The sequence below is a fragment of the Streptomyces sp. SLBN-31 genome, from assembly GCF_006715395.1.
Lineage (GTDB): Bacteria > Actinomycetota > Actinomycetes > Streptomycetales > Streptomycetaceae > Streptomyces.
Genome location: NZ_VFNC01000001.1, coordinates 1,380,333 through 1,402,571 on the forward strand (window position 1 = coordinate 1,380,333; position 22,239 = coordinate 1,402,571).

Here is a 22,239-nt window from a genome sequence, read left to right on the forward strand (position 1 = left end):
CCGAAAAAACGGACATAGCGCGCTATCTTGCTGCGGGTGATCCAGGCCTTCGGACTGACCAGCAACCCCCGCAAGGACCTTCCGCCCGCTGTCGACGACGTCTCCTTCGAGGCGCGCGCGGGCCACGTCACCGCACTCCTCGGCACGCCGGGATCGGGCCGGACGACGGTGCTCAGACTCATGCTAGAACTCCAACAGGGCCGCGGCTTCACCTACTTCAGGGGCCGCCCGCTGCACCGCATCGCCCACCCGACGCGCGAGGTCGGCGTACTCCTCGGCGACGTACCGGGCCACCCGGCCCGAACCGTCCGCGGCCACCTGCGCATGCTGTGCGCCGCCGCGGGCGTACCGGTCCGCCGCGCCGACGAAGTCCTCGAGACGGTCGGCCTCGTCAGCCTGCGCGACGAGCGCCTCGGCACCCTCTCCCGAGGCATGGACCGCCGCCTCGGCCTGGCCTGCGCCCTGCTCGCCGACCCGCACACGCTCGTGCTCGACGACCCGGCCGACGACCTCTCCACCCGCGAGGCCCGCTGGCTGCACGGCACGCTGCGCGCCCACGCGGCGCAGGGCGGCACGGTCCTGCTCACCATGTCCGACCCCAAGGAGGCCGCCCGCAATGCCGACCGGGTCGTCACCCTGGAGCGCGGCAGAATCGTCGCCGACCAGGACGTGACCGAGTTCGCCCGCACGCGGCTGCGCCCCCGGGTCGCCGTCCGCAGCCCGCACGCCCCACGCCTCGCCGCCCTCCTGGCCAAGGAGGCGCGCACCGCCCGGCGCTCCGTCGAGATCGTCCGCGAGGGCGGCAACCGCCTCTGCGTGTACGGCAGTACCTGCGCCGACATCGGCGAGACGGCGTTCCGCCACGGCATCCTCGTACACCAACTCGCGGACGAGATCGGAGACATGGGACCCGGAGCGGGGGCGCCTCCCGCCGTGGAGCACGATGACGCGGACGTGTCGGGGCGGCGGGTCGCGCAACTCGGCGACGACACGACCGGAAAGCCCGGGACCGCTCCGCGGCCCCTCACCGGTCAGCCTGAAACCCCACCAGACGACACGGTCGCGGCCGCCACAGCGGGTCTCTCCGCGCAGGCCGGCCCGGCTTCCGGCGCCGACCCCGCGCCCGGGCCGCGTACCGCCGACACCCGCGATCTCGCCCTCACCCCCCTCCCACCCCCCATTTCCGTACGGTCAGCCCCCAGCCCCCTCCGCCCCCTGCGCTACGAGATCCGTCGCGCGACCGGCATCGGCACCGGGTTCCTCACCGCGGCCGCCGTGCTCGTCGTGTCCGCCGTCACCGCCGTACTGCTCGCACGGATCGGACACACTCCACAGGCACGCCTGCTGGCCGCCTGGCCCCGGGAGCTGCCTCTGCCGCCCGCCGCGCTCGGCGCGGGTCTGCTGGGCGCGCTGGCCTTCGGCGACGAGTTCCGCCACCCCGCGCTGGCGGCGGACCGCGGCACCGTGCCCCGCCGACTGGGGCTGCTCACCGCGAAACTCCTGGTCGCCGCCGCCACCGCGCTGACGCTGGCCTTCCTCACGGTCGGCTGCGACGCCGAAGTGCTCTACCTCGTATACGGACGGGAGCTCGCGCAGGTTCCCGCGGACTGGCCGTCACTGGGTGCGAGTTGGCTGGGCCTCCTGGTGGGCTGCGCCTGGGCCGGCGTGCTGGCGGCGGGCGTCTTCCGGTCCACCACGGCGGGGCTGGCGGCCGTGCTCGCGGTACCGGTGGTCGTCGTACCCCTCGTACAAAAGGCCTTGGCGGGATCGTCAGTGCGGAGCGCGGCCGGATTCCCGCTGCGGCTGCGAGAGACGCTCTGGCTGCAGTGGCCCTTCGGGGGAGAGCACTATCTGTCCCTGGTGGCGCGGGTGCTCGTCCAACCCGTCGGCGGCGCCATGACGTTGTCGCTGGCCGCTCTGCTCTGCGCATATGTGCTCACGACCCTGCGCAGCAGGGTCCGATGACGACCGTCTCGCGCGCTTTCGCCTCACCCTGCGCACAACTCCCCAGGGAAAGCCCATTTCTTTCCGATAAGGCGTCAATTGCGACGGGGTGAGCGATCACCCTTTCGTGTGCTTTTCACCAAAGACCTCAAGGCAGTTGAGGACGAGGCCGACAAAGGATCCGTGAGTACCCTTGCGCACACCATGATGACCGCCGCCCGCTCCGCAGACTCCGGTCTCGCCGGCCCGGGCGAACTCGACCGCTACCCCTACGCCGAGGCCTCCCTGGCCGACCGCGTCGGAGCCCCCGTATGGGAGAGCGCGGACCCGGAGCTGGGCCGCGTGGGCCGGCGTGCCGCGGGCAGCCGCGGACGCGGGCTGCACGGCCAACTCGTCCAGCAGCTCGGTCAGATGATCGTCTCCGGCGACCTGGGCGCCGACCGCCCGCTGGTGCCCGAGGAGATCGGCCAGCGGTTCGAGGTCTCGCGCACCGTCGTCCGCGAGTCGCTCCGCGTCCTGGAGGCCAAGGGTCTGGTCAGTGCCCGCCCGAACGTCGGCACGCGCGTGCGCCCCGTCAGCGACTGGAACCTCCTCGACCCGGACATCATCGAGTGGCGGGCCTTCGGGCCCCAGCGCGACGACCAGCGGCGCGAGCTGAGCGAGCTGCGCTGGACCATCGAACCGCTGGCGGCGCGCCTGGCCGCGGGGCACGGACGCGAGGACGTCCAGCAGCGGCTCGCGGACATGGTCGAGATCATGGGGCACGCCATGGGGCATGGCGACGCCCTGACGTTCTCCCGCGCCGACGCCGAGTTCCACTCCCTGCTCATCCAGCTCGCGGGCAACCGCATGCTGGAGCACCTCTCCGGGATCGTGTCGGCGGCGCTCCAGGTCTCCGGCGGTCCGGTGACGGGCTGTGACCGGCCGAACGACGTCTCCCTGGCGCACCACGGCAGGATCGCCGACGCGCTCGCCGCCGGCGACGGCGCGGCGGCCGAGGCGGCCATGCGTCAACTGCTCACCGTCCACCCCGAGGTGGAGCGGGTGGTGCCCGCACCGCGCGAACACTGAGCGCGGACCCGCGGGTGGCGCGGCCGGGGAAGCCTCTCCCTCCTGGGGCGTCGCCCGGTCGGCGAACCGTCTCTCGTCGGACTCCGCAGGATCTCTCGGTTCCTGCGGAGTCCGACGGTGCGACGGGGCGTGTGTTTCAGGGCGCGACCCCGGGTAGTAGGCATGAGTGGCCGTCTCTGCCCTTGTCTGACCGTTTTTGAGCGGTTACGGGGTGTGACTCGGGCCACGCAGATTGGGCGTAACGCTCGCGGGAACAGCGCGATGACCTAAGAGGTGACAGCCGAGGAGGGAATACGGACGCCGTACACGGCGCTGTGCATCTTCCCGGCCCCCGCCCGCGCCGTCGGCCCAATCCCCAAAGCCGGCGGTCGGCTCCTGTCCGTCCTGGACGGGGCCGGAAGCCGTTTTCCAACGTTCCGAGAGGTTGTTCGTGTCGGCCAGCACATCCCGTACGCTCCCGCCGGAGATCGCCGAGTCCGTCTCTGTCATGGCTCTCATCGAGCGGGGAAAGGCCGAGGGGCAGATCGCCGGCGACGATGTGCGTCGGGCCTTCGAAGCTGACCAGATTCCGGCCACTCAGTGGAAGAACGTACTGCGCAGCCTCAACCAGATCCTCGAGGAAGAGGGTGTGACGCTGATGGTCAGTGCCGCGGAGCCCAAGCGCACCCGAAAGAGCGTCGCAGCTAAGAGTCCGGCCAAGCGCACCGCCACCAAGACGGTCGCGGCGAAGACGGTGACCACCAAGAAGGCCACCGCCACCGCTCCCGCGGCGGCGCCCGCCGCCGACGCGCCGGCCGAGGAAGACGCCCCCACGGCCGTTGCCGCCAAGAAGGCCCCCGCCAAGAAGGCCACGGCGGCCGCGAAGAAGACGGTCGCCAAGAAGACGGCGGCCAAGAAGACCAGCGCCAAGAAGGACGACGCCGAGGTCTCCGAGGAAGAGGTTCTCGAGGAGGCCCCGAAGGCCGGCGACGAGCCCGAGGGCGCCGAGAGCGCCGGCTTCGTGCTGTCCGACGAGGACGAGGACGACGCGCCGGCCCAGCAGGTCGCCGCCGCCGGTGCCACCGCCGACCCGGTCAAGGACTACCTCAAGCAGATCGGCAAGGTCCCCCTGCTCAACGCCGAGCAGGAGGTCGAGCTCGCCAAGCGCATCGAGGCGGGCCTGTTCGCCGAGGACAAGCTGTCCAACGCCGACAAGCTGGCCCCGAAGCTCAAGCGCGAGCTGGAGATCATCGCCGAGGATGGCCGCCGCGCCAAGAACCACCTCCTGGAGGCCAACCTCCGTCTGGTGGTCTCCCTGGCCAAGCGTTACACCGGCCGCGGCATGCTCTTCCTGGACCTCATCCAGGAGGGCAACCTCGGTCTGATCCGCGCGGTGGAGAAGTTCGACTACACCAAGGGCTACAAGTTCTCCACGTACGCCACCTGGTGGATCCGTCAGGCGATCACCCGCGCCATGGCCGACCAGGCCCGCACCATCCGTATCCCGGTGCACATGGTCGAGGTCATCAACAAGCTCGCACGCGTGCAGCGCCAGATGCTCCAGGACCTGGGCCGCGAGCCCACCCCGGAGGAGCTGGCCAAGGAACTCGACATGACCCCGGAGAAGGTCATCGAGGTCCAGAAGTACGGCCGCGAGCCCATCTCCCTGCACACCCCGCTGGGCGAGGACGGCGACAGCGAGTTCGGTGACCTCATCGAGGACTCCGAGGCCGTCGTCCCGGCCGACGCGGTGAGCTTCACGCTTCTCCAGGAGCAGCTGCACTCCGTCCTGGACACCCTGTCCGAGCGCGAGGCGGGCGTCGTCTCCATGCGGTTCGGTCTCACCGACGGTCAGCCGAAGACCCTCGACGAGATCGGCAAGGTCTACGGCGTCACGCGCGAGCGCATCCGCCAGATCGAGTCCAAGACCATGTCGAAGCTGCGCCACCCGTCGCGTTCCCAGGTGCTGCGCGACTACCTCGACTAGGTCGCGCGCCCGTACGACACCCGAGGCCCGGTTCCGCACGCGGAACCGGGCCTTGTCGCGTCGTCGCGCGGGTGCGCCGCGCCCCCCGCTGGATCACTCTGGGTCTCCAAAGACAACCGAGAGTGAGGAACGTGCATGCGTCGTCCGTCTGTCCGGGCACTGACCCGGCCGCTGGTCCTGGCGGCTGCCGCGACCGCGATACCGCTGCTGTCCGCCGCTCCCGCGCCCGCCGACGTCGTCGTGGGCGGTTTCCCGGTCGACATCTCCCAGAGTCCGTGGACGGTGGCGGTGTCCAGCCGTGACCGGTTCGGGGGTACGCGCGCGGGGCAGTTCTGCGGGGGCGTGGCGGTCGGCCCCACGGCCGTGCTCACCGCCGCGCACTGCATGGGTGAGGAGGTCCTGGGGGCGCCGCCGAACCGCGTGCGAGACCTGAAGGTCATCACGGGCCGCACGGACCTGCTCTCGGACCGGGGCCGGGAAATCGCGGTGCGCGAGGTACGGGTCAACCCGGCGTACGACAGCGGAACCAACGCGGGGGACTTCGCCCTGCTCACGCTTGCGGAGCCGCTCCCGGGGAGCCCGGTCATCGCCATGGCGGCGGCCGGTGATCCGGCGTACGAGCCGAACACGAGAGCCTGGGTCTACGGATGGGGCGACGTCACGGGAGGCGGTGACTACGCGCGCACGCTGCACGCCGCACGCGTGCGCGTACTGCCCGACGCGCAGTGCGAGAAGGCCTACCCGGGCCGCGACGACGGCACGTACGTCGCCGAGAGCATGCTGTGCGCCGGAGAGTCACAGGGAGGGCGGGACGCCTGCCAGGGAGACAGCGGCGGCCCTCTCGTTGCCGAAGGGAAGCTGATCGGGCTCGTGTCCTGGGGCAGCGGCTGCGGTCGGGCGGGCAGCCCGGGCGTCTACACGCGCGTGTCCGAGGTCGTACGGGCGCTGGGGGCTCCGGGAGCGAGCGGCCTCACGGACGCCCTGGAGAGCCGCTGAGGGGACCTGTGAGGGTTTCCGTACGAGCGCGGGCGGCGCGGTCCCTGATGGCAGGGGCCGCGCCGCCCGTATGCCGGCCTGTGCCGGACGTCGGCTCGTCGTCAACGCGAAGTGTCAGCGCTCTTCGGCCGTTGCGGATGCCGGAACGGTCGTCAGCCGCTCCGTCTCGTCCTGTATCTCGGCGGCGATCTTCTTGAGTTCCGGCTCGAACTTGCGACCGTGGTGGGCGCAGAAGAGCAGTTCTCCGCCGCTGAGCAGGACAACGCGTACGTAGGCCTGCGCGCCGCAACGGTCGCAGCGATCGGCGGCCGTCAGCGGGCTCGCGGGGGTCAGAACAGTAGTCACGTCGCCTCTTCTCTAGCTCGACGAGCTGTCGTACCAGGGTCAACATCCAACCAGCCCCAAACTGTTCCCGCCCGGGGCTTTTCCTCGAAAGAAATCTTTCGAGGCCGGCTGTCTGTTGCCGGTTGGCGGCGAATGTGCCGTATTGCGTGTCTGTGTGTCTTACGGGTTCGCTCTGGCTGTCAACATCAGTCCTCCCGGCTGGCTTGCCGGTTGTTCATGAGGACGTGCCCGGAGCCTAAATGGTTCATGCCTCCAATGGAACGTGATGTGTACTTCACCCCATCGAGGGATCGAACATGTATGCGACCCTGGACTAGGGTGTGTCTCGCCCGAGGGTGGCGTTACAACGGCTCTACCAGGCCTCTGTACCCTCTTCACGGCAAGCAAGGCCGCGCCCTTACCCATAAGGGCCTCACCTGAAATTCAGCGAGGAGCGAACCGCGTGACCGCCGAAACGTCCGTGTCGTCCACAGCGCTGCTGGCAGGAGCAGAGCGGGACGGTTCCAACTACACCGCGCGGCACCTGCTCGTCCTCGAGGGGCTCGAGGCCGTGCGCAAGCGTCCGGGCATGTACATCGGATCGACCGACAGCCGCGGTCTGATGCACTGCCTGTGGGAGATCATCGACAACTCCGTCGACGAGGCCCTCGGGGGCTACTGCGACCACATCGAGGTGATCCTCCACGACGACGGCTCGGTGGAGGTCCGGGACAACGGCCGGGGCATCCCGGTCGACGTCGAGCCCAAGACGGGCCTGTCCGGCGTCGAGGTCGTCATGACCAAGCTGCACGCCGGTGGCAAGTTCGGAGGCGGCTCGTACGCCGCCTCCGGCGGTCTGCACGGCGTGGGCGCCTCCGTGGTCAACGCGCTGTCGGCCCGCCTCGACGTCGAGGTCGACCGCGGCGGCCACACGCACGCGATCAGCTTCCGCCGCGGTGTGCCCGGCGCCTTCGCGGGCAACGGCCCGGACGCCAAGTTCGAGGCCGCCAGTGGCCTGCGCAAGGCCAAGAAGATCCCCAAGACCCGCAGCGGCACGCGCGTGCGTTACTGGGCCGACCGCCAGATCTTCCTCAAGGACGCCAAGCTCTCCCTGGACAACCTGCACCAGCGGGCCCGGCAGACGGCGTTCCTGGTGCCCGGTCTGACCATCGTCGTCCGTGACGAGTTCGGCCTCGGCGAGGGCGGCAGCAAGGGCGAGGAGTCCTTCCGCTTCGACGGCGGCATCAGCGAGTTCTGCGAGTATCTGGCGAGCGAGAAGCCGGTCTGCGACGTCCTCCGCTTCTCCGGCCAGGGCACGTTCCGGGAGACGGTCCCGGTCCTGGACGAGCACGGCCAGATGACCCCCACCCAGGTCACCCGCGAGCTCGACGTCGACGTCGCCATGCGCTGGGGGACGGGCTATGACACGACCCTGAAGTCGTTCGTGAACATCATCGCCACCCCCAAGGGCGGCACCCACGTCGCGGGCTTCGAGACGGCCGTCACCAGCACCCTCAACGAGGTCCTGCGTGCCAAGAAGCTGCTGCGCGTGGCCGAGGACGACATCGTCAAGGACGACGCCCTGGAGGGGCTGACCGCCGTCGTCACCGTGCGTCTCGCCGAGCCGCAGTTCGAGGGCCAGACCAAGGAGGTCCTCGGTACCTCGGCGGCCCGCCGGATCGTGAACACCGTGATCACCAAGGAACTCAAGGCGTTCCTGACCTCCACGAAGCGCGACGCCGCGGCCCAGGCCCGCGTCGTCATGGAGAAGGCCGTCGCCGCCGCCCGTACGCGCATCGCCGCCCGCCAGCACAAGGACGCCCAGCGTCGTAAGACGGCCCTGGAGTCCTCCTCGCTGCCGGCGAAGCTCGCCGACTGCCGCAGCGACGACGTGGACCGCAGCGAGCTGTTCATCGTCGAGGGCGACTCCGCGCTCGGCACCGCCAAGCTCGCCCGCAACTCCGAGTTCCAGGCGCTGCTGCCGATCCGGGGCAAGATCCTCAACGTCCAGAAGTCGTCCGTGACCGACATGCTCAAGAACGCCGAGTGCGGCGCGATCATCCAGGTCATAGGGGCCGGCTCCGGCCGTACCTTCGACATCGACGCGGCCCGCTACGGCAAGATCATCATGATGACCGACGCCGACGTCGACGGCTCGCACATCCGCACCCTGCTGCTGACCCTCTTCCACCGCTACATGCGGCCCATGGTCGAGGCCGGCCGGGTGTTCGCCGCGGTACCGCCACTGCACCGCATCGAGCTGGTCCAGCCGAAGAAGGGTCAGGACAAGTACGTCTATACGTACTCGGACCGGGAGCTTCGCGACAAGCTGCTCGAATTCGAGAGCAAGGGCGTCCGGTACAAGGACTCCATCCAGCGGTACAAGGGTCTCGGTGAGATGGACGCCGACCAGCTGGCCGAGACGACCATGGACCCCCGACACCGCACCCTGCGCCGGATCAACCTCTCCGACCTGGACGCGGCCGAGACGGTCTTCGACCTGCTGATGGGCAACGACGTGGCACCGCGCAAGGAGTTCATCTCCAGCTCCGCGGCGACGCTGGACCGCTCGCGCATCGACGCGTAGGCGCGGCGTCAGGCTGCTGCCCGGTCTGGGCCTTGGCCCGGCCGCCCTGGCCCAGACCGGGCAGCTGGGCCTTGGCCCTGCCGCCGTGGCCCTCGCCGACCTCGGGCTCCTGCCCGGCCCGGTGCAGCGGGGTCTGGTGCCGGGCCGGGGCAGAGGGGCCCGGACCGGGCTGGCCTGGGCTCGCCGCGGGTGGGGTGCGGGCGGGCGGGGCTTGGCGCGGGCCGGGTTTGGCAGCCGGGGCTTGCCGCGTGCCGAAATCCGCCGGCCGGGCTCGGCGCGGGTGGGGTTCGGCGGGCGGGGCTCGGCGTTGGCCGGGCTCGGTGGGCGGGGCTTGGCGCGGCGGAGGCGTTGTCCGGGCAGGGCCGGGTGCGGCGGGTGGGGCTTGGCGCGGTGGAGAGCCGCAGCGCGGGCGGGGCTTGGCGCGGGCAGAGCCGGGTTCTCCACCCGTGGGTGGAGCTCGGGAGCCTGCGCGGATCCACCCACGGTCCACCCCCGCTCCGATCTGCAGGCCCGTGGATTTCCGTAGCGTCGAAGGCGTCGACAGCACTCGCTGTCGCATTCCCCTTCCTCGTTCACGGAGGCACCGATGTCCGGGCTTGTCAACGCGCTGGCGATCGCGGTCGTGGTGGTTCTGGTGGTCGTCCGCCAGTTCCGCGCCCAGCGGATAGGCGCCGGACGGCGTTGGTGGCTGGTGCCCGTGGTCCTCGCCTTCGTCGCGCTGCGCGAGCCCGGCGTCGTCGACGTCCATCACCGCACCGCGTCGGTCGTCCTGCTCGGCGCGGAGTTGCTGATCGGACTCGCCACCGGAGCCGGCTGGGCCTGGACCACCCGCATATGGGCGGAGCCGGACGGCGCCGTGTGGAGCAAGAGCACCGAGGCGAGCGTGACCGTATGGATCGTCGGCATCGCCCTGCGCGTCGGTCTGTTCGCCCTCGGTACGGCAGTCGGCGTGCACCAGGACAGCTCCGCCCTGCTCCTCGCCCTCGCCGCCACGCTCCTGGTCCGCTCCGGGATCCTCCTGTGGCGGTCCCAGTCCGTCGCTCCGGACCCCGCCGTGACCACGGCGTACGGTGATTCCACGGTCCGGTCGGCCCCGAAGGAGCGTGTGTGACGGAGAACGCCTGGACACACTGGCCCTCCAGGGAGGCGCTGGGCCGTGCGGGAATCTCCCGGCCCCGGCGGCTGCTCGCCTGGCTCGTACGACTGCTGGTGCTCGGCATGCTGCTGTGGGGCACCTACGACAGCACCCACGTCCACGGATGGGGCGTTGTAGGAGCCGTCGCGGGAGTCCTCTTGGCCGGCGCAGTCGCCTGGGGATTCTGGCGCACCACCCTCGCCCACCGACTCCTTCCCTCGCTCGCGCTCATGGCCGCTCTCCTGGGACTCGCCGTCCTGGGACAGGCAGCCGGCTTCAGGACCGCGGCCCTCGTCCTGTCGTGCGGCTGCGCCATCAGCGCCCTGGAGCGGCTGCCCCTGGCCGCCGCCGTACCCGTGACGTCGGTCTCCCTCGCCGCCTACGCCGCCGTGAACAACGACGTGTGGCTGACCACCGCGGTGACGACGGCCGGACTGGCGCTCGCCGGGTACACCCTGCGTCTTGACGCCGAGGCCCGGGGCAACGCCCAGCGGCTGCTCGCCCAGGAGCGCGCCGCGCGGGTCGCCGAGGCCGAGTCGGCTGCGCTCGCGGAACGGGCCAGGATCGCGCGCGAGATCCACGACGTGCTCGCCCACAGCCTCTCGGCGCAGCTCGTGCACTTGGAGGCGGCCCGGCTGCTCATCGAGCGGGGAGCCGACCGGGACAAGATCCTCGAACGGGTGGTGGCGGCGCGCGGCATGGCCCGCGACGGGCTCGACGAGACCCGGCAGGCGCTGTCCGCGCTGCGCGGCGAGCTGACTCCGCTGGAGGACTTCCTGACGCAGCTCGTCGGTACGTCGGCCGGTGCCGAGGTCACCGTTGCGGGTGAGCGCAGGCCGCTGCCGGCGGAGGCCTCGCAGGCAGTCCGCAGGGTCGCCCAGGAAGCCCTGACGAACGTGCGCAAACACGCGGCGGGGGCCAAGGTCCGCATACGGCTGGAGTACGACGCCCATCAAGTGACGCTGGACGTACGGGATTCGGGCGGCTCACCGGGCGACCTGACCGGGTCGGGCGCCGGGTACGGTCTGCTGGGCATGCGCGAGCGTGCCGAGCTGTTGGGCGGCTCGTTGGAGGCCGGGCCGGACGATGAGGGGTTCGTGGTGACGCTGAAGGTGCCGGTATGACGGAAGAGGCGCAGACCAGGACCGCACGGGTGGTGGTCGCGGACGACCAGACCGTGGTCCGTGAGGGCATCGTGATGCTGCTGGGCCTGCTGCCGGGGATCGAGGTCGTCGGTTCGGCGGGAGACGGTGAGGAGGCGGTCAAGCTCGTCGCCGAACTCGCCCCCGACGTGGTGCTGATGGATCTGCGCATGCCGCGGTGCGACGGCGTGGAGGCGACCCGGCGCATTCGCGACGAGCATCCCGGCACGCAGGTCGTGGTGCTCACGACGTTCGCCGACGACGAGTCGTTGTTCCCGGCCCTGCGCGCGGGGGCGCGGGGTTACCTCACCAAGGACGCGGGAGGGGACGAGATCGTACGGGCCGTGCACAGCGTGCTGTCCGGGGACGCGGGGCTCTCCCCGAGCATCCAGCGCCGCTTGCTGGAGCGGCTGTCGGAGCCAGAGCCGCGTCCGGCGCCCCCGGCCGAGCCGCCGGACGGGCTGACCGCGCGGGAGATCGAGGTACTGGTGCTGATCTCGGAGGGGCTCAACAACACCCAGATCGGGCGCCGGCTGCATGTGTCCACGGCGACCGTGAAGACCCACATCAACAACATCTTCACCAAGACGGGCCTCAAGGACCGCGCTCAGGCGGTGCGTTACGCCTACGCGAAGGGAATCGCCCGCCCACCAGCGGATTGAGTCACCTGATGGGGTGAAGAGGACAGGGAAGAGAAGTCATGGATCTTCCCGTTCTGTCCATCCTTGGGCATGCAGTCAAGCAATGACCGTCCCCGCGGCAGTGGGGCCGGCGCCGAGAGTTCTGCCGAACACCGCGCGGGCCGTGGCCAGGCGCGTGCCGTGGTGTCCGGGGACATGAGGTACGACGATCCGTGGTACGACGCGCTCGCCCCGGGCTGGGGCGAGTCGACGGGAGCCCCGGTACCCGCGTCCGAGCCCGCACGCCGGGCGAGGGAGGTGCGAGCGGCAGCGGCGGCGGACGTCTATCTGGAGGTGCAGCGCAGTGCGGCGTTCCAGGAAGTGCGCCGCCGCTACCGGAGGTTCGTGGTGCCGGCGGTCTTCGTCTTCCTCGCCTGGTACGTGACCTACGTCGTGACCGCCACGGCCGCGCCGGGGCTGATGGCGCGGCCGGTGGTGGGCGCCGTGAACGTCGGGATGCTCGCGGGAATCGGTCAGTTCCTCACCACGTTCCTGCTGGCCTGGGCCTACGCACGGCATGCGCGGCTGCGCAGGGACCGGGCCGCGCTCGATCTGCGCTGGGACACCCAGGAACTGACGCGCTCGGTCGAGGGCGGTGCCTCATGACGGGCCATCACCAGACGCTGGCAATACTGCTGTTCAGTGCGTTCGTCGCCGTCACACTGGCGATCACGACCTGGGTGAGCCGCAACCGCCGTGGCTCGGCGGAGGAGTTCTACGTCGGGGGACGACTTTTCTCACCCCTGGAGAATGGTTTTGCCATCGCCGGCGACTACATGTCGGCAGCATCCTTCCTCGGCGTCGCCGGGCTCATCGCGCTGTTCGGCTACGACGGGCTGCTGTATGTGGTGGGCTTCCTCGTGGCCTGGCTGCTGGTGCTGTTCCTGGTCGCCGAACTGGTGCGCAACTGCGGGCGGTTCACGCTCGCGGACGTGATCGTGGCACGGATGAGCGAGCGGCCGGTGCGGGTCGCGGCGGGAACCTCGTCGGTCACGGTGTCCGTTCTCTACCTGGTGGCGCAGATGGTGGGCGCGGGGAGCCTGGTGGCGTTGCTGCTCGGGGGGACGAGCCAGGCGGCGCGGGCGTGGACCATCGTCGGCGTCGGCGCGCTCATGGTCGTCTATGTGTCGATGGGCGGAATGCGGGCCACCACCTGGATCCAGATCGTGAAGGCGATGCTGCTGCTCGGCGGTACGGTCGCGTTGACCGTCCTCGTCCTGCTGCGGTTCCACGGAGATGTGGACAGGCTGCTGCAGACGGCGGCCGAGCGCAGCGGTCACGGTGACGCGTTCCTGGCCCCTGGGCTGAAGTACGGGGCGGACTGGACCGCCCGCCTCGACTTCATCAGCCTCGGACTCGCCCTGGTGCTCGGCACCGCGGGGCTGCCGCACATCCTGTCGCGCTTCTACACCGTGCCCACGGCGCGGGCGGCCCGGCGTTCGGTGCTCTGGTCGATCGGGCTCATCGGCGGCTTCTACCTCATGACGATCGTCCTCGGCTTCGGTGCGGCGGCGATCGTGGGCCCGAACTCGATCCGTGGGTCCAACGCGGCAGGGAACACGGCCGTCCCGCTCCTCGCCCTCGACCTGGGCGGCGGTGCCGACTCGACGGGCGGAGCGGTTCTGTTCGCGGTCGTGGCGGCCATCGCCTTCGCCACGATTCTCGCGGTGGTCGCCGGTATCACCCTCGCGTCCTCCGCGTCCGTGGCCCACGACCTCTACACCTCGCTGCGGCGCGGCCGGGGCGAGCCGCGCAGCGAGGTGGCGGTGGCGCGCGTCGCCTCGGTCGGTATCGGCGTGGTCGCGATCGCCCTCGGCCTGCTCGCGCGCGACATGAACGTCGCCTTCCTGGTGGGCCTCGCCTTCGCCGTTGCCGCGTCCGCGAACCTGCCGGTGCTGCTGTACTCGCTGTTCTGGCGGGGCTTCACCACCCGGGGCGCGGTGTGGGCCGTCTACGGCGGCCTGATCCCCGCGCTCGGGCTCGTGGCACTGTCGCCGGTGCTCTCGGGCAGCCCGGACTCACTGTTCCCGGGTGTCGACTTCCAGTACTTCCCCCTCCAGAACCCCGGCATCGTGTCGATCCCGCTGGGCTTCCTGGCCGGGTGGCTCGGCACGGTCAGCTCGGCCGAGCTGCCGGACGAGGCCAAGCACGCGGAGATCGAGGTGCGGTCACTGACGGGGGCGGGGGCCGCCTAGTGCTGTGACCACGTAGGTTCGCGGTCGGGGCGGTTGGAGCTGCCGCCCGCCCCAAGCGCCCGCATCCGCAGCGGGAAGGGTTTCCGCTGCGGCGGACGCCCCTCGCCACCGTGGCCTGAACGCGAGTGGCCCTCGCGTCACCTTCGCCAGAACAGGTGGTGTGTCACGCCGCTCGGGCTGGGCACGACCTCCAGGTGGAACCGATCGCGCAGTTCGTCGGGGGACTCCCACAGGCGCAGTCCGGACCCGAGCTTTACCGGCGAGACGGCCACATGCATGGTGTCGACAAGGTCGGCATCGAGGAACTGTCGGATGGTGGTGACCCCACCGCCGAGCCGGACGTCCTTGCCCCGCGCCGCTTCCCGCGCCCGTTCGAGGACCGCGGCCGGGGTGCCGTCGACGAAGTGGAACGTGGTGTCGGAGAGCATGAACGACGGACGTTTGTGGTGGGTCATGACGAACACCGGCGTGCGGAACGGGGGTTCCTCACCCCACCAGCCGCGCCACTCATGATCGTGCCAGGGCCCGCGCTGGGGCCCGAATTTGTTGCGGCCCATGATCTCGGCACCGATGTTGCGTGCGAAGTCCCGAGTGAAGTAGTCGTCCAGGCCCCGGCTCCCCCCGGGATCCGTGCGCATGGGCCAGCTTGCCGTGGCGCCGGCCCAGGCGAACAGCCTCTCGGGATGATCGTGGCCGAACGGCCGCTCGAGACTCTGGTGCTCACCGGCGCCGATTCCGTCACCCGAGACGTTGAAGTTCATGACTCTCAGCAGTTGATCCACGTGCGTCCTCGTCAGTCCTGTCGTGTCAATGTGCGGCGAGGCGCCGCACACCATGACGTCGAACGGGACGTGGCCGGATCGACAGCGGCCCACAACCCTTTTTTGCGAGGCGCGGCAGGAAGCGGTCCAGCCGGCGGAACCGGGAGAACCTTCCCGGTCAGAGCACTGACCGAGGGCGCCCTCACCGTCGTACTGCACAGTGTGCGGTCCGGACCGTCATGGCGCGACCCACGAGTACAGGTGTTCCGGGCGGCCCGTGTCGCCGTATTTGAGGGTCAGGCGCAGGCGGCCGGCCTGTTCGAGGTGGCGGAGGTAGCGCTGGGCGGTGGAGCGGCTCAGGCCTGTCTCGGCGGCGACCTCGTGGGCGGAGAGCGGGTGGTCGGCGTCGTGCAGGACGTGGCAGATCAGGTCGGTCGTCGGCTCCGAGTGGCCGCTGGGCAGGCCCGGTGAGGAGGGCGCCGGTGCGGTGCGCAGGGCGCCGAAGATGCGGTCGACCTGCTCCTGGCCGGCGATGCCGCGTCCGCCGACCCGGTCGACCGTGCGGCGCAGGGCGGCGTAGGAGTCCAGGCGGGTCCGCAGGGCGGCGAAGGTGAACGGTTTCACCAGGTAGTGCAGGGCGCCCAGGCGCATCGCGGTCTGCACCGTCGTCACGTCGCCGGCCGCGGTGATCATGATGACGTCGGTGCCGTGGCCCTGTTCCCGCATGCGGTGGACGAGTTCGAGGCCGGTCTGATCGGGCAGGTAGTGGTCGAGCAGCACCAGGTCGACACCGCCGCGCTGCACGGTGGCCAGCGCCTGCGCGGCGCTGTGCGCGCGGGCGGCCACCCGGAAACCGGGAACCTTCCCCACGTACTTGGCGTTGATCTCAGCGACGCGGAAGTCGTCGTCCACGACCAGGACGTCAATCATCGGGCCTCTTCCTGTCAAGGCCTGGCGGGCGTTGCGCCCGTGTTTCGGCTCCGCTGTTCTAGCGCGAGCAAAATGAGCACAACAGGCTGTTGCAGGCAAAAGAACGGCATGCGCTCAGAAGGCTGCTGCTGTGTCCCGGACCACATCTACCGTCCCCGGCCATGAGCGCAGACACCAGCCCCGCCATCCGGCTGCGGGGCGCGAGCAAGATCTTCAGGACCCCGTCGGGGGGTCTGCACACGGCGGTGAGGGAACTCGACCTCACCGTCGGGCGCGGCGAGTTCGTGGCCGTCGTAGGACCGACCGGATGCGGCAAGTCGACCACGCTGACCCTGGTCAGCGGGTTGGAGGAGCCCACCGAGGGCGAGGTTCTGGTCGCCGGGGAACCGGTGCGCGGCGTCGGCGACAAGGTCGGTTTCGTCTTCCAGCAGGACGCCACCTTCCCCTGGCGTACCGTCCTGTCCAACGTCATGGCCGGCCCCCGCTTCCGCGGTGTGCCCAAGGCGGAGGCCAAGCAGAAGGCGCGCGAGTGGCTGGCCAGGGTCGGACTCGCCGCGTTCGAGGACCGTTATCCGCACCAGCTCTCCGGCGGTCAGCGCAAGCGCGTCGCGCTCGCCGCCACCTTCGTCAACGACCCCGAGATCCTGCTGATGGACGAGCCCTTCTCGGCGCTCGACGTGCAGACCAGGGCGCTGATGTCGGACGAGCTGCTGGAGCTGTGGGAGGGAACGGGCGCCTCGGTCGTGTTCGTCACCCACGACCTGGAGGAGTCCATCGCGCTGGCCGACAAGGTCGTCGTCATGACGGCCGGTCCCGCCACCGTCAAGCACGTCTTCGACATCGACCTGCCGCGGCCGCGCAAGGTCGAGTCGGTGCGCCTGGAACCGCGGTTCATCGAGATCTACCGCGAGATCTGGGAGTCGCTCGGCGAAGAGGTCCGCATCACCCGCGAGAGGGGTGCCGCCGATGTCGCCTGAGGTTCTCAGCACGCCGGTCGTCGACACCGTCAAGGCCCCGGACCGCGCCCACTCACGCGCGCGTGCCGCCCGCAGACGTCGGATCGTCGTCCAGGCCACCCGCGTCCTGCTCCTGGTCGCCGTCCTCGGCCTGTGGGAGGTGTTCTCCCGCGCGAAGGTCATCGATCCGTTCAACTTCTCGATGCCGTCGAAGATCTGGGACCAGATCTGGACCTGGGTCACCCACGGGACCGCGCTCGGCCCCCTGGGCGAGCAGATCTGGTACACGCTCTACGAGGCGCTGCTCGGCTGGGTGCTCGGCGTGGTCGCCGGTGTCGTGCTCGGCATCGCCCTTGGGCGGATCCGCTTCCTCGCCGATGTCCTTGGTCCATACATCAAGGTGCTGAACTCGATGCCGAGGATCATCCTGGCCCCGATCTTCCTCATCTGGTTCGGTCTCGGCCCGGCGTCCAAGGTCGCCTCGGCCGTCGTCCTGGTCTTCTTCCCGGTGTTCTTCAACGCCTTCCAGGGCGCCCGCGAGGTCGACCGCAACCTGGTCGCCAACGCCCGCATCCTGGGCGCCAGCGACCGCCGGGTGACCCTTCAGGTCGTCATCCCGTCGGCCACCTCCTGGATCTTCACCAGCCTCCACGTCAGCTTCGGCTTCGCGCTCATCGGCGCCATCGTCGGCGAGTACATCGGTGCCACCAAGGGCATCGGCCTGCTCGTCTCGCAGTCCCAGAACACCTTCAACGCCGCCGGTGTGTACGCGGCCATGGTGATCCTCGCCGTCGTCGCGCTGGCGGCCGAAGGACTGCTCACCTTCGTCGAGCGCCGCGTCTTCCGCTGGAAACCGACGAACTCCTAGCCGTAAACGCCCGCTCGGGCGCCCCGGCCCCTTCGCCCCCCGCAGGCCCCCCTGACCCCTTCGCTCCCGCACCGCCATCCACAAGGACGTGAACCACCATGCGCAAGTCCGCCAGAATCTCCGCCCTCGCCGCCGTCGGCGTCCTCGCCCTGTCCTCCCTCACCGCCTGCGCCAACGACGCGGCGAGCAGCACCTCCGCCGACGCCGGCAGCAAGGGCGACGGCAAGGGTACGAAGGTCAAGATCATGGTGGGCGGCCTGGACAAGGTCATCTACCTGCCCGCGATGCTGACCCAGCGGCTCGGCTACTTCGACGCCGAGGGACTCGACGTGGAACTGCTGAGCGAGCCGGCCGGCGTGCAGGCCGAGACCGCGCTCGTCTCGGGGCAGGTCCAGGGGGCCGTCGGCTTCTACGACCACACGCTCGACCTGCAGACGAAGCAGAAGTACGTCGAGTCCGTCGTGCAGTTCTCGCAGGCGCCCGGCGAGGTGGAGATCGTCTCGAACAAGGCCGCGGGCGACATCACCTCGCCCAAGGACTTCAAGGGGAAGAAGCTCGGCGTCACCGGGCTCGGCTCCTCCACCGACTTCCTCACCAAGTACCTGGCGGTCAAGAACGGAGTGAAGGTCAGCGACTTCGCGCCGGTCGCCGTCGGTGCCGGGCCGACCTTCATCGCGGCGCTGCAGAAGGGCGCCATCGACGGCGGTATGACGACCGACCCGACCGTCGCCACGATCCTGGACAAGAAGGCGGGCAAGGTCCTCCTGGACATGCGGACCCCCGAGGGCTCCCAGAAGGCGCTCGGCGGACCGTACCCGTCGTCAAGCCTGTACATGCAGACGGACTGGGTCAACAGTCACAAGGACACTGTCCAGAAGTTGGCCAATGCATTCGTAAAGACGCTCAACTGGATGTCCACGCACAGCGCCTCCGAGATAGCCGCCAAGATGCCCGCGGACTACTCGCAGGGGAACAAGGCGCTCTACGCGCAGGCCGTCAAGAGCACCCTGCCCATGTTCACCAAGGACGGCGTGATGCCGGCGAACGGCCCCGAGACCGTCGAGAAGGTGCTCAAGGCGTTCAACCCGAACATCAAGAACGCCAAGGTCGATCTGAGCAAGACCTTCACCACCGAGTTCGTGGAGAAGGCCAAGGGCTGAATCCGTACGGGGGAGGGGCACGGTCCCTTCCCCCGCTCCCGACCGGGCCGTGCCCTCAGGCGCGGGTCGCCCACACGTAACGGTGTTCAGGGCGGCCCGCGTCGCCGTACTTCAGGGTCAGCCGGGCGCGGCCCGTGCGCTCCAGGAGCTTCAGATAGCGCTGGGCGGTCTGGCGGCTCACCCCGGTCCGGTCGGCCAGCTCCTGGGCCGACAGCGGCCCTTCCGCGTTCATCAGGGCCTGACGCACCAGCCCGGCGGTGGTGGGGGAGTGCCCCTTGGGCAGCCCCGGATCCGAGGGCGCCGACAGGACGCCGAAGATGCGGTCGACCTCGGCCTGTTCGGCCTCGCCACCGCCGTCGAGCCGGCGGCGCAGCTCCGCGTACGCCTCCAGCTTGGCGCGGAGCCCCGCGAAGGCGAACGGCTTGACCAGGTACTGCAGCGCGCCGTGCCGCATCGCGGCCTGCACCGTCGCCACGTCCCGGGCCGCCGTCACCATGATCACGTCGGTCTGGTGGCCGCGCCGACGCATCTCCTGGACGACCGCCAGGCCGGTCTCGTCGGGCAGGTAGTGATCCATGAGGACCAGGTCCAGCCGGGGCAGCGCCTCCAACTGCCGCAACGCCTCGGCCGCGTTGTGCGCCTCGCCGGCGACGTGGAAGCCGGGCACCTTCTCGACGTAGGCGGCGTTGACCTGGGCCACCCTGGTGTCGTCGTCCACGACCAGGACCTCGATCATCACGACTCCTCCTTGACGGCGACCGTGTCCTTGGCGGCGACAGTGGTGGCGGTCGGCACCGGCTCGGGTTCGGCGAGGGCCTCCGGGAGGACGACGGTGAACTCCGCGCCGCCGCCGTGTGCCTCGCCCACCGTCGCGCTGCCGCCCTGCCTCTCGGCGAGCCGGCGCACCATGGAGAGCCCGATGCCGCGCTCGCGGTGCGCGGGCGCCTCCTTCGTGGACCAGCCGTCGGTGAAGACCAGCTCGCGTTGTTCCGCCGGGATCCCGGGCCCCGTGTCGCGCACTCTGAGGACGACGGTACGGCCCTCCGTGCGCAACTCGACCTCCACGCGTGCGTGGAGGGTTCCCGCGACGGCGTCCAGCGCGTTGTCGACCAGGTTGCCGACGACCGTGACGAGCCCCCTGGGGTCGACCAACCGGTCCGGCAGCCGCGTCCGGTCCGAGATCCACAGGGCGACGCCCCGCTCGGCCGCCACGGTCGCCTTGCCGACGAGCAGAGCCGCGAGCAACGGATCCCGGATCTTCTCCGTCACCTGCTCCGCGGTGGCCCGGTGGTCGCCGACCACCTCGCCGACGAACTCCACGGCGTCGTCGTACATCTCCAGTTCGAGCAGGCCCAGGAGTGTGTGCATGCGGTTGGCGTGCTCGTGGTCCTGGGCACGCAGCGCGTCGATCAGGCCGCGCGTCGAGTCGAGTTCCCGGCCGAGCTGCTCCAGCTCGGTGCGGTCGCGCAGGGTGGCCACGGCGCCGCCGTCGTCCGTGGGCATGCGGTTGGCGACCAGGACCCGCTGGCCGCGGACGGTGAGCAGGTCGGTGCCGGTGACCCGGCCGGCCAGAATGTCGGCCGTCCGCCCTTGGCCGAGGGCCTCGTCGGGGGAGCGGCCGACGGCCTCTTCGTCGATGCTGAGCAGACGGTGGGCCTCGTCGTTGAGGAGGCGAATTCGGCCGGTGCGGTCCAGGGCGACGACGCCCTCCCGGATGCCGTGCAACATCGCCTCGCGCTCCGCGAGCAACGCCGAGATGTCGGAGAAGGCCAGGTCGCGGGTCTGCCGCTGGACCCGGCGGGAGACGAGCCAGGCGGCCAGCGCTCCTACGGCCAGGGCGCCGCCCGCGTAGGCGAGCAGCCCCGGAATGGCGCTCAGCAGCCGGGCCCGCACGCTGTCGTAGGCGATGCCGACGGAGACCGCGCCGATGATGCGGTGGTGGGCGTCGTAGAGCGGCACCTTGCCGCGGGCCGAGCGGCCCAGCGTGCCCCGGTCTATCTCCATGACCTTCTTGCCAGCCAGGGCTTCCTTGGGGCTCGTCGAGACCTTCCGGCCGATCTCCGAGGCCGTCGGATGCGACCAGCGCACCCAGTGCGTGTTCAGCACGACGATGTACTCGGCGTTCGTGGCCACCCGGATCCGCTCGGCCTCCCTCTGCACCGGACCGTTTCTGCTCGGCGGAGTGGTGAGCACGCCCTCGGCGATCTGCGGGTCCTGCGCCGTCGTCTCGGCGATGGCCAAGGCCCTGCGCATCGCCTCCTGGTCCAGCTGCTTGCTGAGCGGCGCGAGGAACAGACCGGTCGCGAGCACCGCGACCCCCGCGGCGATCGCCACCTGCATCAGCAGGACCTGCGAGAACACCCGCTTCGGCATGCCGAGGCGCAGGCGGCGGGCGGGCGGAGTGGGACTCATACCCACGACGGTACGTGGGAGGGCCGGAGCCGCCGTAGGGGGTGTGGCGTGCATCTCTCGATCAGTACCGATTGATCAATGTTGAGTCCCTCTGGTGGACGCCTTGACGGGCACGATCAACTCGCGAGCGCCGTCGCCACCAGTTCGCGCACCTCGACGACGTCCATGCGCGCGGGGGACCCCAGGATCGACGTGCCGCAGCTCTCCGGGCGGGGCGGCGCCGCGGCGCCCTGGGCCACGACGACGCGCCAGCGGCGTCCGTCGGCGTGAGCGACGGTCACCTCCCAGCGCGGAGCCGCACCGAGCGTCCCGACCACGGCCAGGGCGTCCGCCGCGTACTCGCGCACAGCGGTGCGCACGGCCAGCTCGGCCGCCTGACCGGGCCGCTCCCAGGCGGAGTTCCCACGGCATCCCTCTACGACGACGCGCCCTTCCCGGACGCTGTGCAGGACCTGCTTGATGGCGTGGGCCTCGGCGCGGCCGTACGCGTATCCGTAGGGCAGGACGAGCAGGGTCGGCGAGAAGCGATGACCACCCAGATGAGTGACCTCCCAGACGCCCTCGACGCCCGAGGCGGCGAGTTCGGCGGCGAGCGGACGGCCGAGCAGCGCGCAGCAGCGGTCGCGCTTGCCGTTGGTGCAGACGAGGGCGAGCGGGTCGCCCGTGTGCGGCCGCGCTCCGAGTACCGAGTCGAAGGTCCGGTGCTCGCCCCTGCCGAGCGCCGCGAAGTCGAGGTCGAGCAGGTCCTGCGGCTCGCGGATCGTGGCGGAGTGCAGCCACCCCCGGCCGGGCACGGTGTGGGCCGCGTAGACCTGACGCGCTGAGGGCGTCCCGAGGTCGGCGTGGCGCCCGGGACGGCGGATCAGTGCGATGCGTACGCCCGTGCCCTTGACGGCCGCTTCCAGGGCGCGGCCCAGGGCCGGATCGAGGTGGCTCGATGTGAGCGCCTTGGCGCCCCAGGGGCCCGGCTGCTCCAGCAGCAGCCAGGTCCGAGCGGTGGCCGCGGTTCCCGCGAGGGGCTCGTCGAGCTCCTGGGAAGCGGTTGAGCACGTACTCACAGAGGTGAGCCTAACCTGACTTCCCCAGGGACGGCTTCCCGGAGGCGGGGCGAG

At 70.5% G+C, this 22,239-nt stretch carries 19 protein-coding genes; 13 read left to right on the forward strand and 6 right to left on the reverse strand.

All coding sequences use genetic code 11. From position 1 onward, the window contains the following. Positions 1-36 precede the first annotated feature (36 nt). The 4 genes from FBY22_RS06430 to FBY22_RS06445 all read left to right on the forward strand — a co-directional run bounded on the left by FBY22_RS06430 (position 37) and on the right by FBY22_RS06445 (position 5,977). Positions 37-1,965 (forward strand): ABC transporter ATP-binding protein, encoded by a 1,929-nt coding sequence (locus tag FBY22_RS06430; RefSeq protein WP_142143092.1) that lies wholly within the window; start codon positions 37-39, stop codon positions 1,963-1,965. A 162-nt stretch (positions 1,966-2,127) separates the two neighbouring features. Further along, positions 2,128-3,015: a FadR/GntR family transcriptional regulator gene (locus FBY22_RS06435; protein WP_142143093.1), complete on the forward strand. Its 888-nt coding sequence runs from the start codon at positions 2,128-2,130 to the stop codon at positions 3,013-3,015. A 430-nt stretch (positions 3,016-3,445) separates the two neighbouring features. Then, positions 3,446-4,981: an RNA polymerase sigma factor gene (locus tag FBY22_RS06440; RefSeq protein WP_260844724.1), complete on the forward strand. Its 1,536-nt coding sequence runs from the start codon at positions 3,446-3,448 to the stop codon at positions 4,979-4,981. A gap of 135 nt (positions 4,982-5,116) precedes the next feature. Further along, positions 5,117-5,977 carry a serine protease gene (locus tag FBY22_RS06445; RefSeq protein ID WP_142143097.1) on the forward strand — a complete coding sequence of 287 codons (861 nt, stop codon included), beginning with the start codon at positions 5,117-5,119 and terminating at the stop codon, positions 5,975-5,977. Between the two features lie 114 nt (positions 5,978-6,091). Here the strand turns inward: FBY22_RS06445 and FBY22_RS06450 are convergent, their stop codons facing one another. After that, positions 6,092-6,322, reverse strand: a complete 231-nt coding sequence (locus tag FBY22_RS06450; protein WP_142143099.1) for a hypothetical protein — start codon at positions 6,320-6,322, stop codon at positions 6,092-6,094. Positions 6,323-6,764: 442 nt separating this feature from the next. On the opposite strand from FBY22_RS06450, the gene FBY22_RS06455 reads away from it, so the two are divergent. From FBY22_RS06455 to FBY22_RS06480, 6 genes are all read left to right on the forward strand, one after another. Then, positions 6,765-8,888, forward strand: coding sequence for a type IIA DNA topoisomerase subunit B (locus FBY22_RS06455; protein WP_142143101.1), 2,124 nt, complete (start codon positions 6,765-6,767; stop codon positions 8,886-8,888). Positions 8,889-9,474: 586 nt separating this feature from the next. Further along, entirely contained in the window at positions 9,475-9,999 is a 525-nt protein-coding gene (locus FBY22_RS06460; RefSeq protein ID WP_142143103.1) for a DUF1453 family protein, read from the forward strand. After that, on the forward strand, positions 9,996-11,147 hold the full coding sequence (locus FBY22_RS06465) for a sensor histidine kinase (RefSeq protein WP_142143105.1): 1,152 nt from the start codon (positions 9,996-9,998) through the stop codon (positions 11,145-11,147). Before FBY22_RS06460 ends, FBY22_RS06465 begins: the two co-directional genes overlap by 4 nt. After that, a complete protein-coding gene (locus tag FBY22_RS06470) occupies positions 11,144-11,827 on the forward strand; it encodes a response regulator transcription factor (RefSeq protein WP_142143106.1) in 684 nt (227 codons plus the stop codon). Before FBY22_RS06465 ends, FBY22_RS06470 begins: the two co-directional genes overlap by 4 nt. A gap of 69 nt (positions 11,828-11,896) precedes the next feature. Further along, entirely contained in the window at positions 11,897-12,451 is a 555-nt protein-coding gene (locus tag FBY22_RS06475; RefSeq protein WP_142143108.1) for a DUF485 domain-containing protein, read from the forward strand. Further along, on the forward strand, positions 12,448-14,040 hold the full coding sequence (locus FBY22_RS06480) for a cation acetate symporter (RefSeq protein WP_142143110.1): 1,593 nt from the start codon (positions 12,448-12,450) through the stop codon (positions 14,038-14,040). The genes FBY22_RS06475 and FBY22_RS06480 overlap by 4 nt, the downstream gene beginning before the upstream one ends. 137 nt (positions 14,041-14,177) lie before the next feature. On the opposite strand, the gene FBY22_RS06485 is transcribed toward FBY22_RS06480, so the two are convergent. Next, entirely contained in the window at positions 14,178-14,822 is a 645-nt protein-coding gene (locus tag FBY22_RS06485) for a dihydrofolate reductase family protein (protein WP_142147401.1), read from the reverse strand. A gap of 216 nt (positions 14,823-15,038) precedes the next feature. Beyond that, complete coding sequence (locus FBY22_RS06490; protein ID WP_142143111.1) at positions 15,039-15,731, reverse strand: response regulator; 693 nt, start codon at positions 15,729-15,731, stop codon at positions 15,039-15,041. Positions 15,732-15,892: 161 nt separating this feature from the next. Between FBY22_RS06490 and FBY22_RS06495 the strand changes: the two genes are divergently transcribed. From FBY22_RS06495 to FBY22_RS06505, 3 genes are all read left to right on the forward strand, one after another. Then, positions 15,893-16,708 (forward strand): ABC transporter ATP-binding protein, encoded by an 816-nt coding sequence (locus FBY22_RS06495; protein WP_142143113.1) that lies wholly within the window; start codon positions 15,893-15,895, stop codon positions 16,706-16,708. Further along, on the forward strand, positions 16,698-17,555 hold the full coding sequence (locus FBY22_RS06500) for an ABC transporter permease (protein WP_142143115.1): 858 nt from the start codon (positions 16,698-16,700) through the stop codon (positions 17,553-17,555). The genes FBY22_RS06495 and FBY22_RS06500 overlap by 11 nt, the downstream gene beginning before the upstream one ends. 98 nt (positions 17,556-17,653) lie before the next feature. Then, complete coding sequence (locus tag FBY22_RS06505; RefSeq protein ID WP_142143117.1) at positions 17,654-18,715, forward strand: ABC transporter substrate-binding protein; 1,062 nt, start codon at positions 17,654-17,656, stop codon at positions 18,713-18,715. 55 nt (positions 18,716-18,770) lie between these two features. Here FBY22_RS06505 and FBY22_RS06510 read toward each other — a convergent pair whose 3' ends face one another. The 3 genes from FBY22_RS06510 to FBY22_RS06520 form a co-directional block, all read right to left on the reverse strand. After that, entirely contained in the window at positions 18,771-19,451 is a 681-nt protein-coding gene (locus tag FBY22_RS06510; protein WP_142147403.1) for a response regulator, read from the reverse strand. After that, the gene (locus FBY22_RS06515; RefSeq protein WP_142143118.1) at positions 19,451-21,127 is read right to left on the reverse strand and encodes a sensor histidine kinase; all 1,677 of its coding nucleotides are present in this window, start codon (positions 21,125-21,127) and stop codon (positions 19,451-19,453) included. Before FBY22_RS06515 ends, FBY22_RS06510 begins: the two co-directional genes overlap by 1 nt. A gap of 116 nt (positions 21,128-21,243) precedes the next feature. Then, on the reverse strand, positions 21,244-22,185 hold the full coding sequence (locus tag FBY22_RS06520) for a sucrase ferredoxin (protein WP_142143120.1): 942 nt from the start codon (positions 22,183-22,185) through the stop codon (positions 21,244-21,246). Positions 22,186-22,239 lie beyond the last annotated feature (54 nt).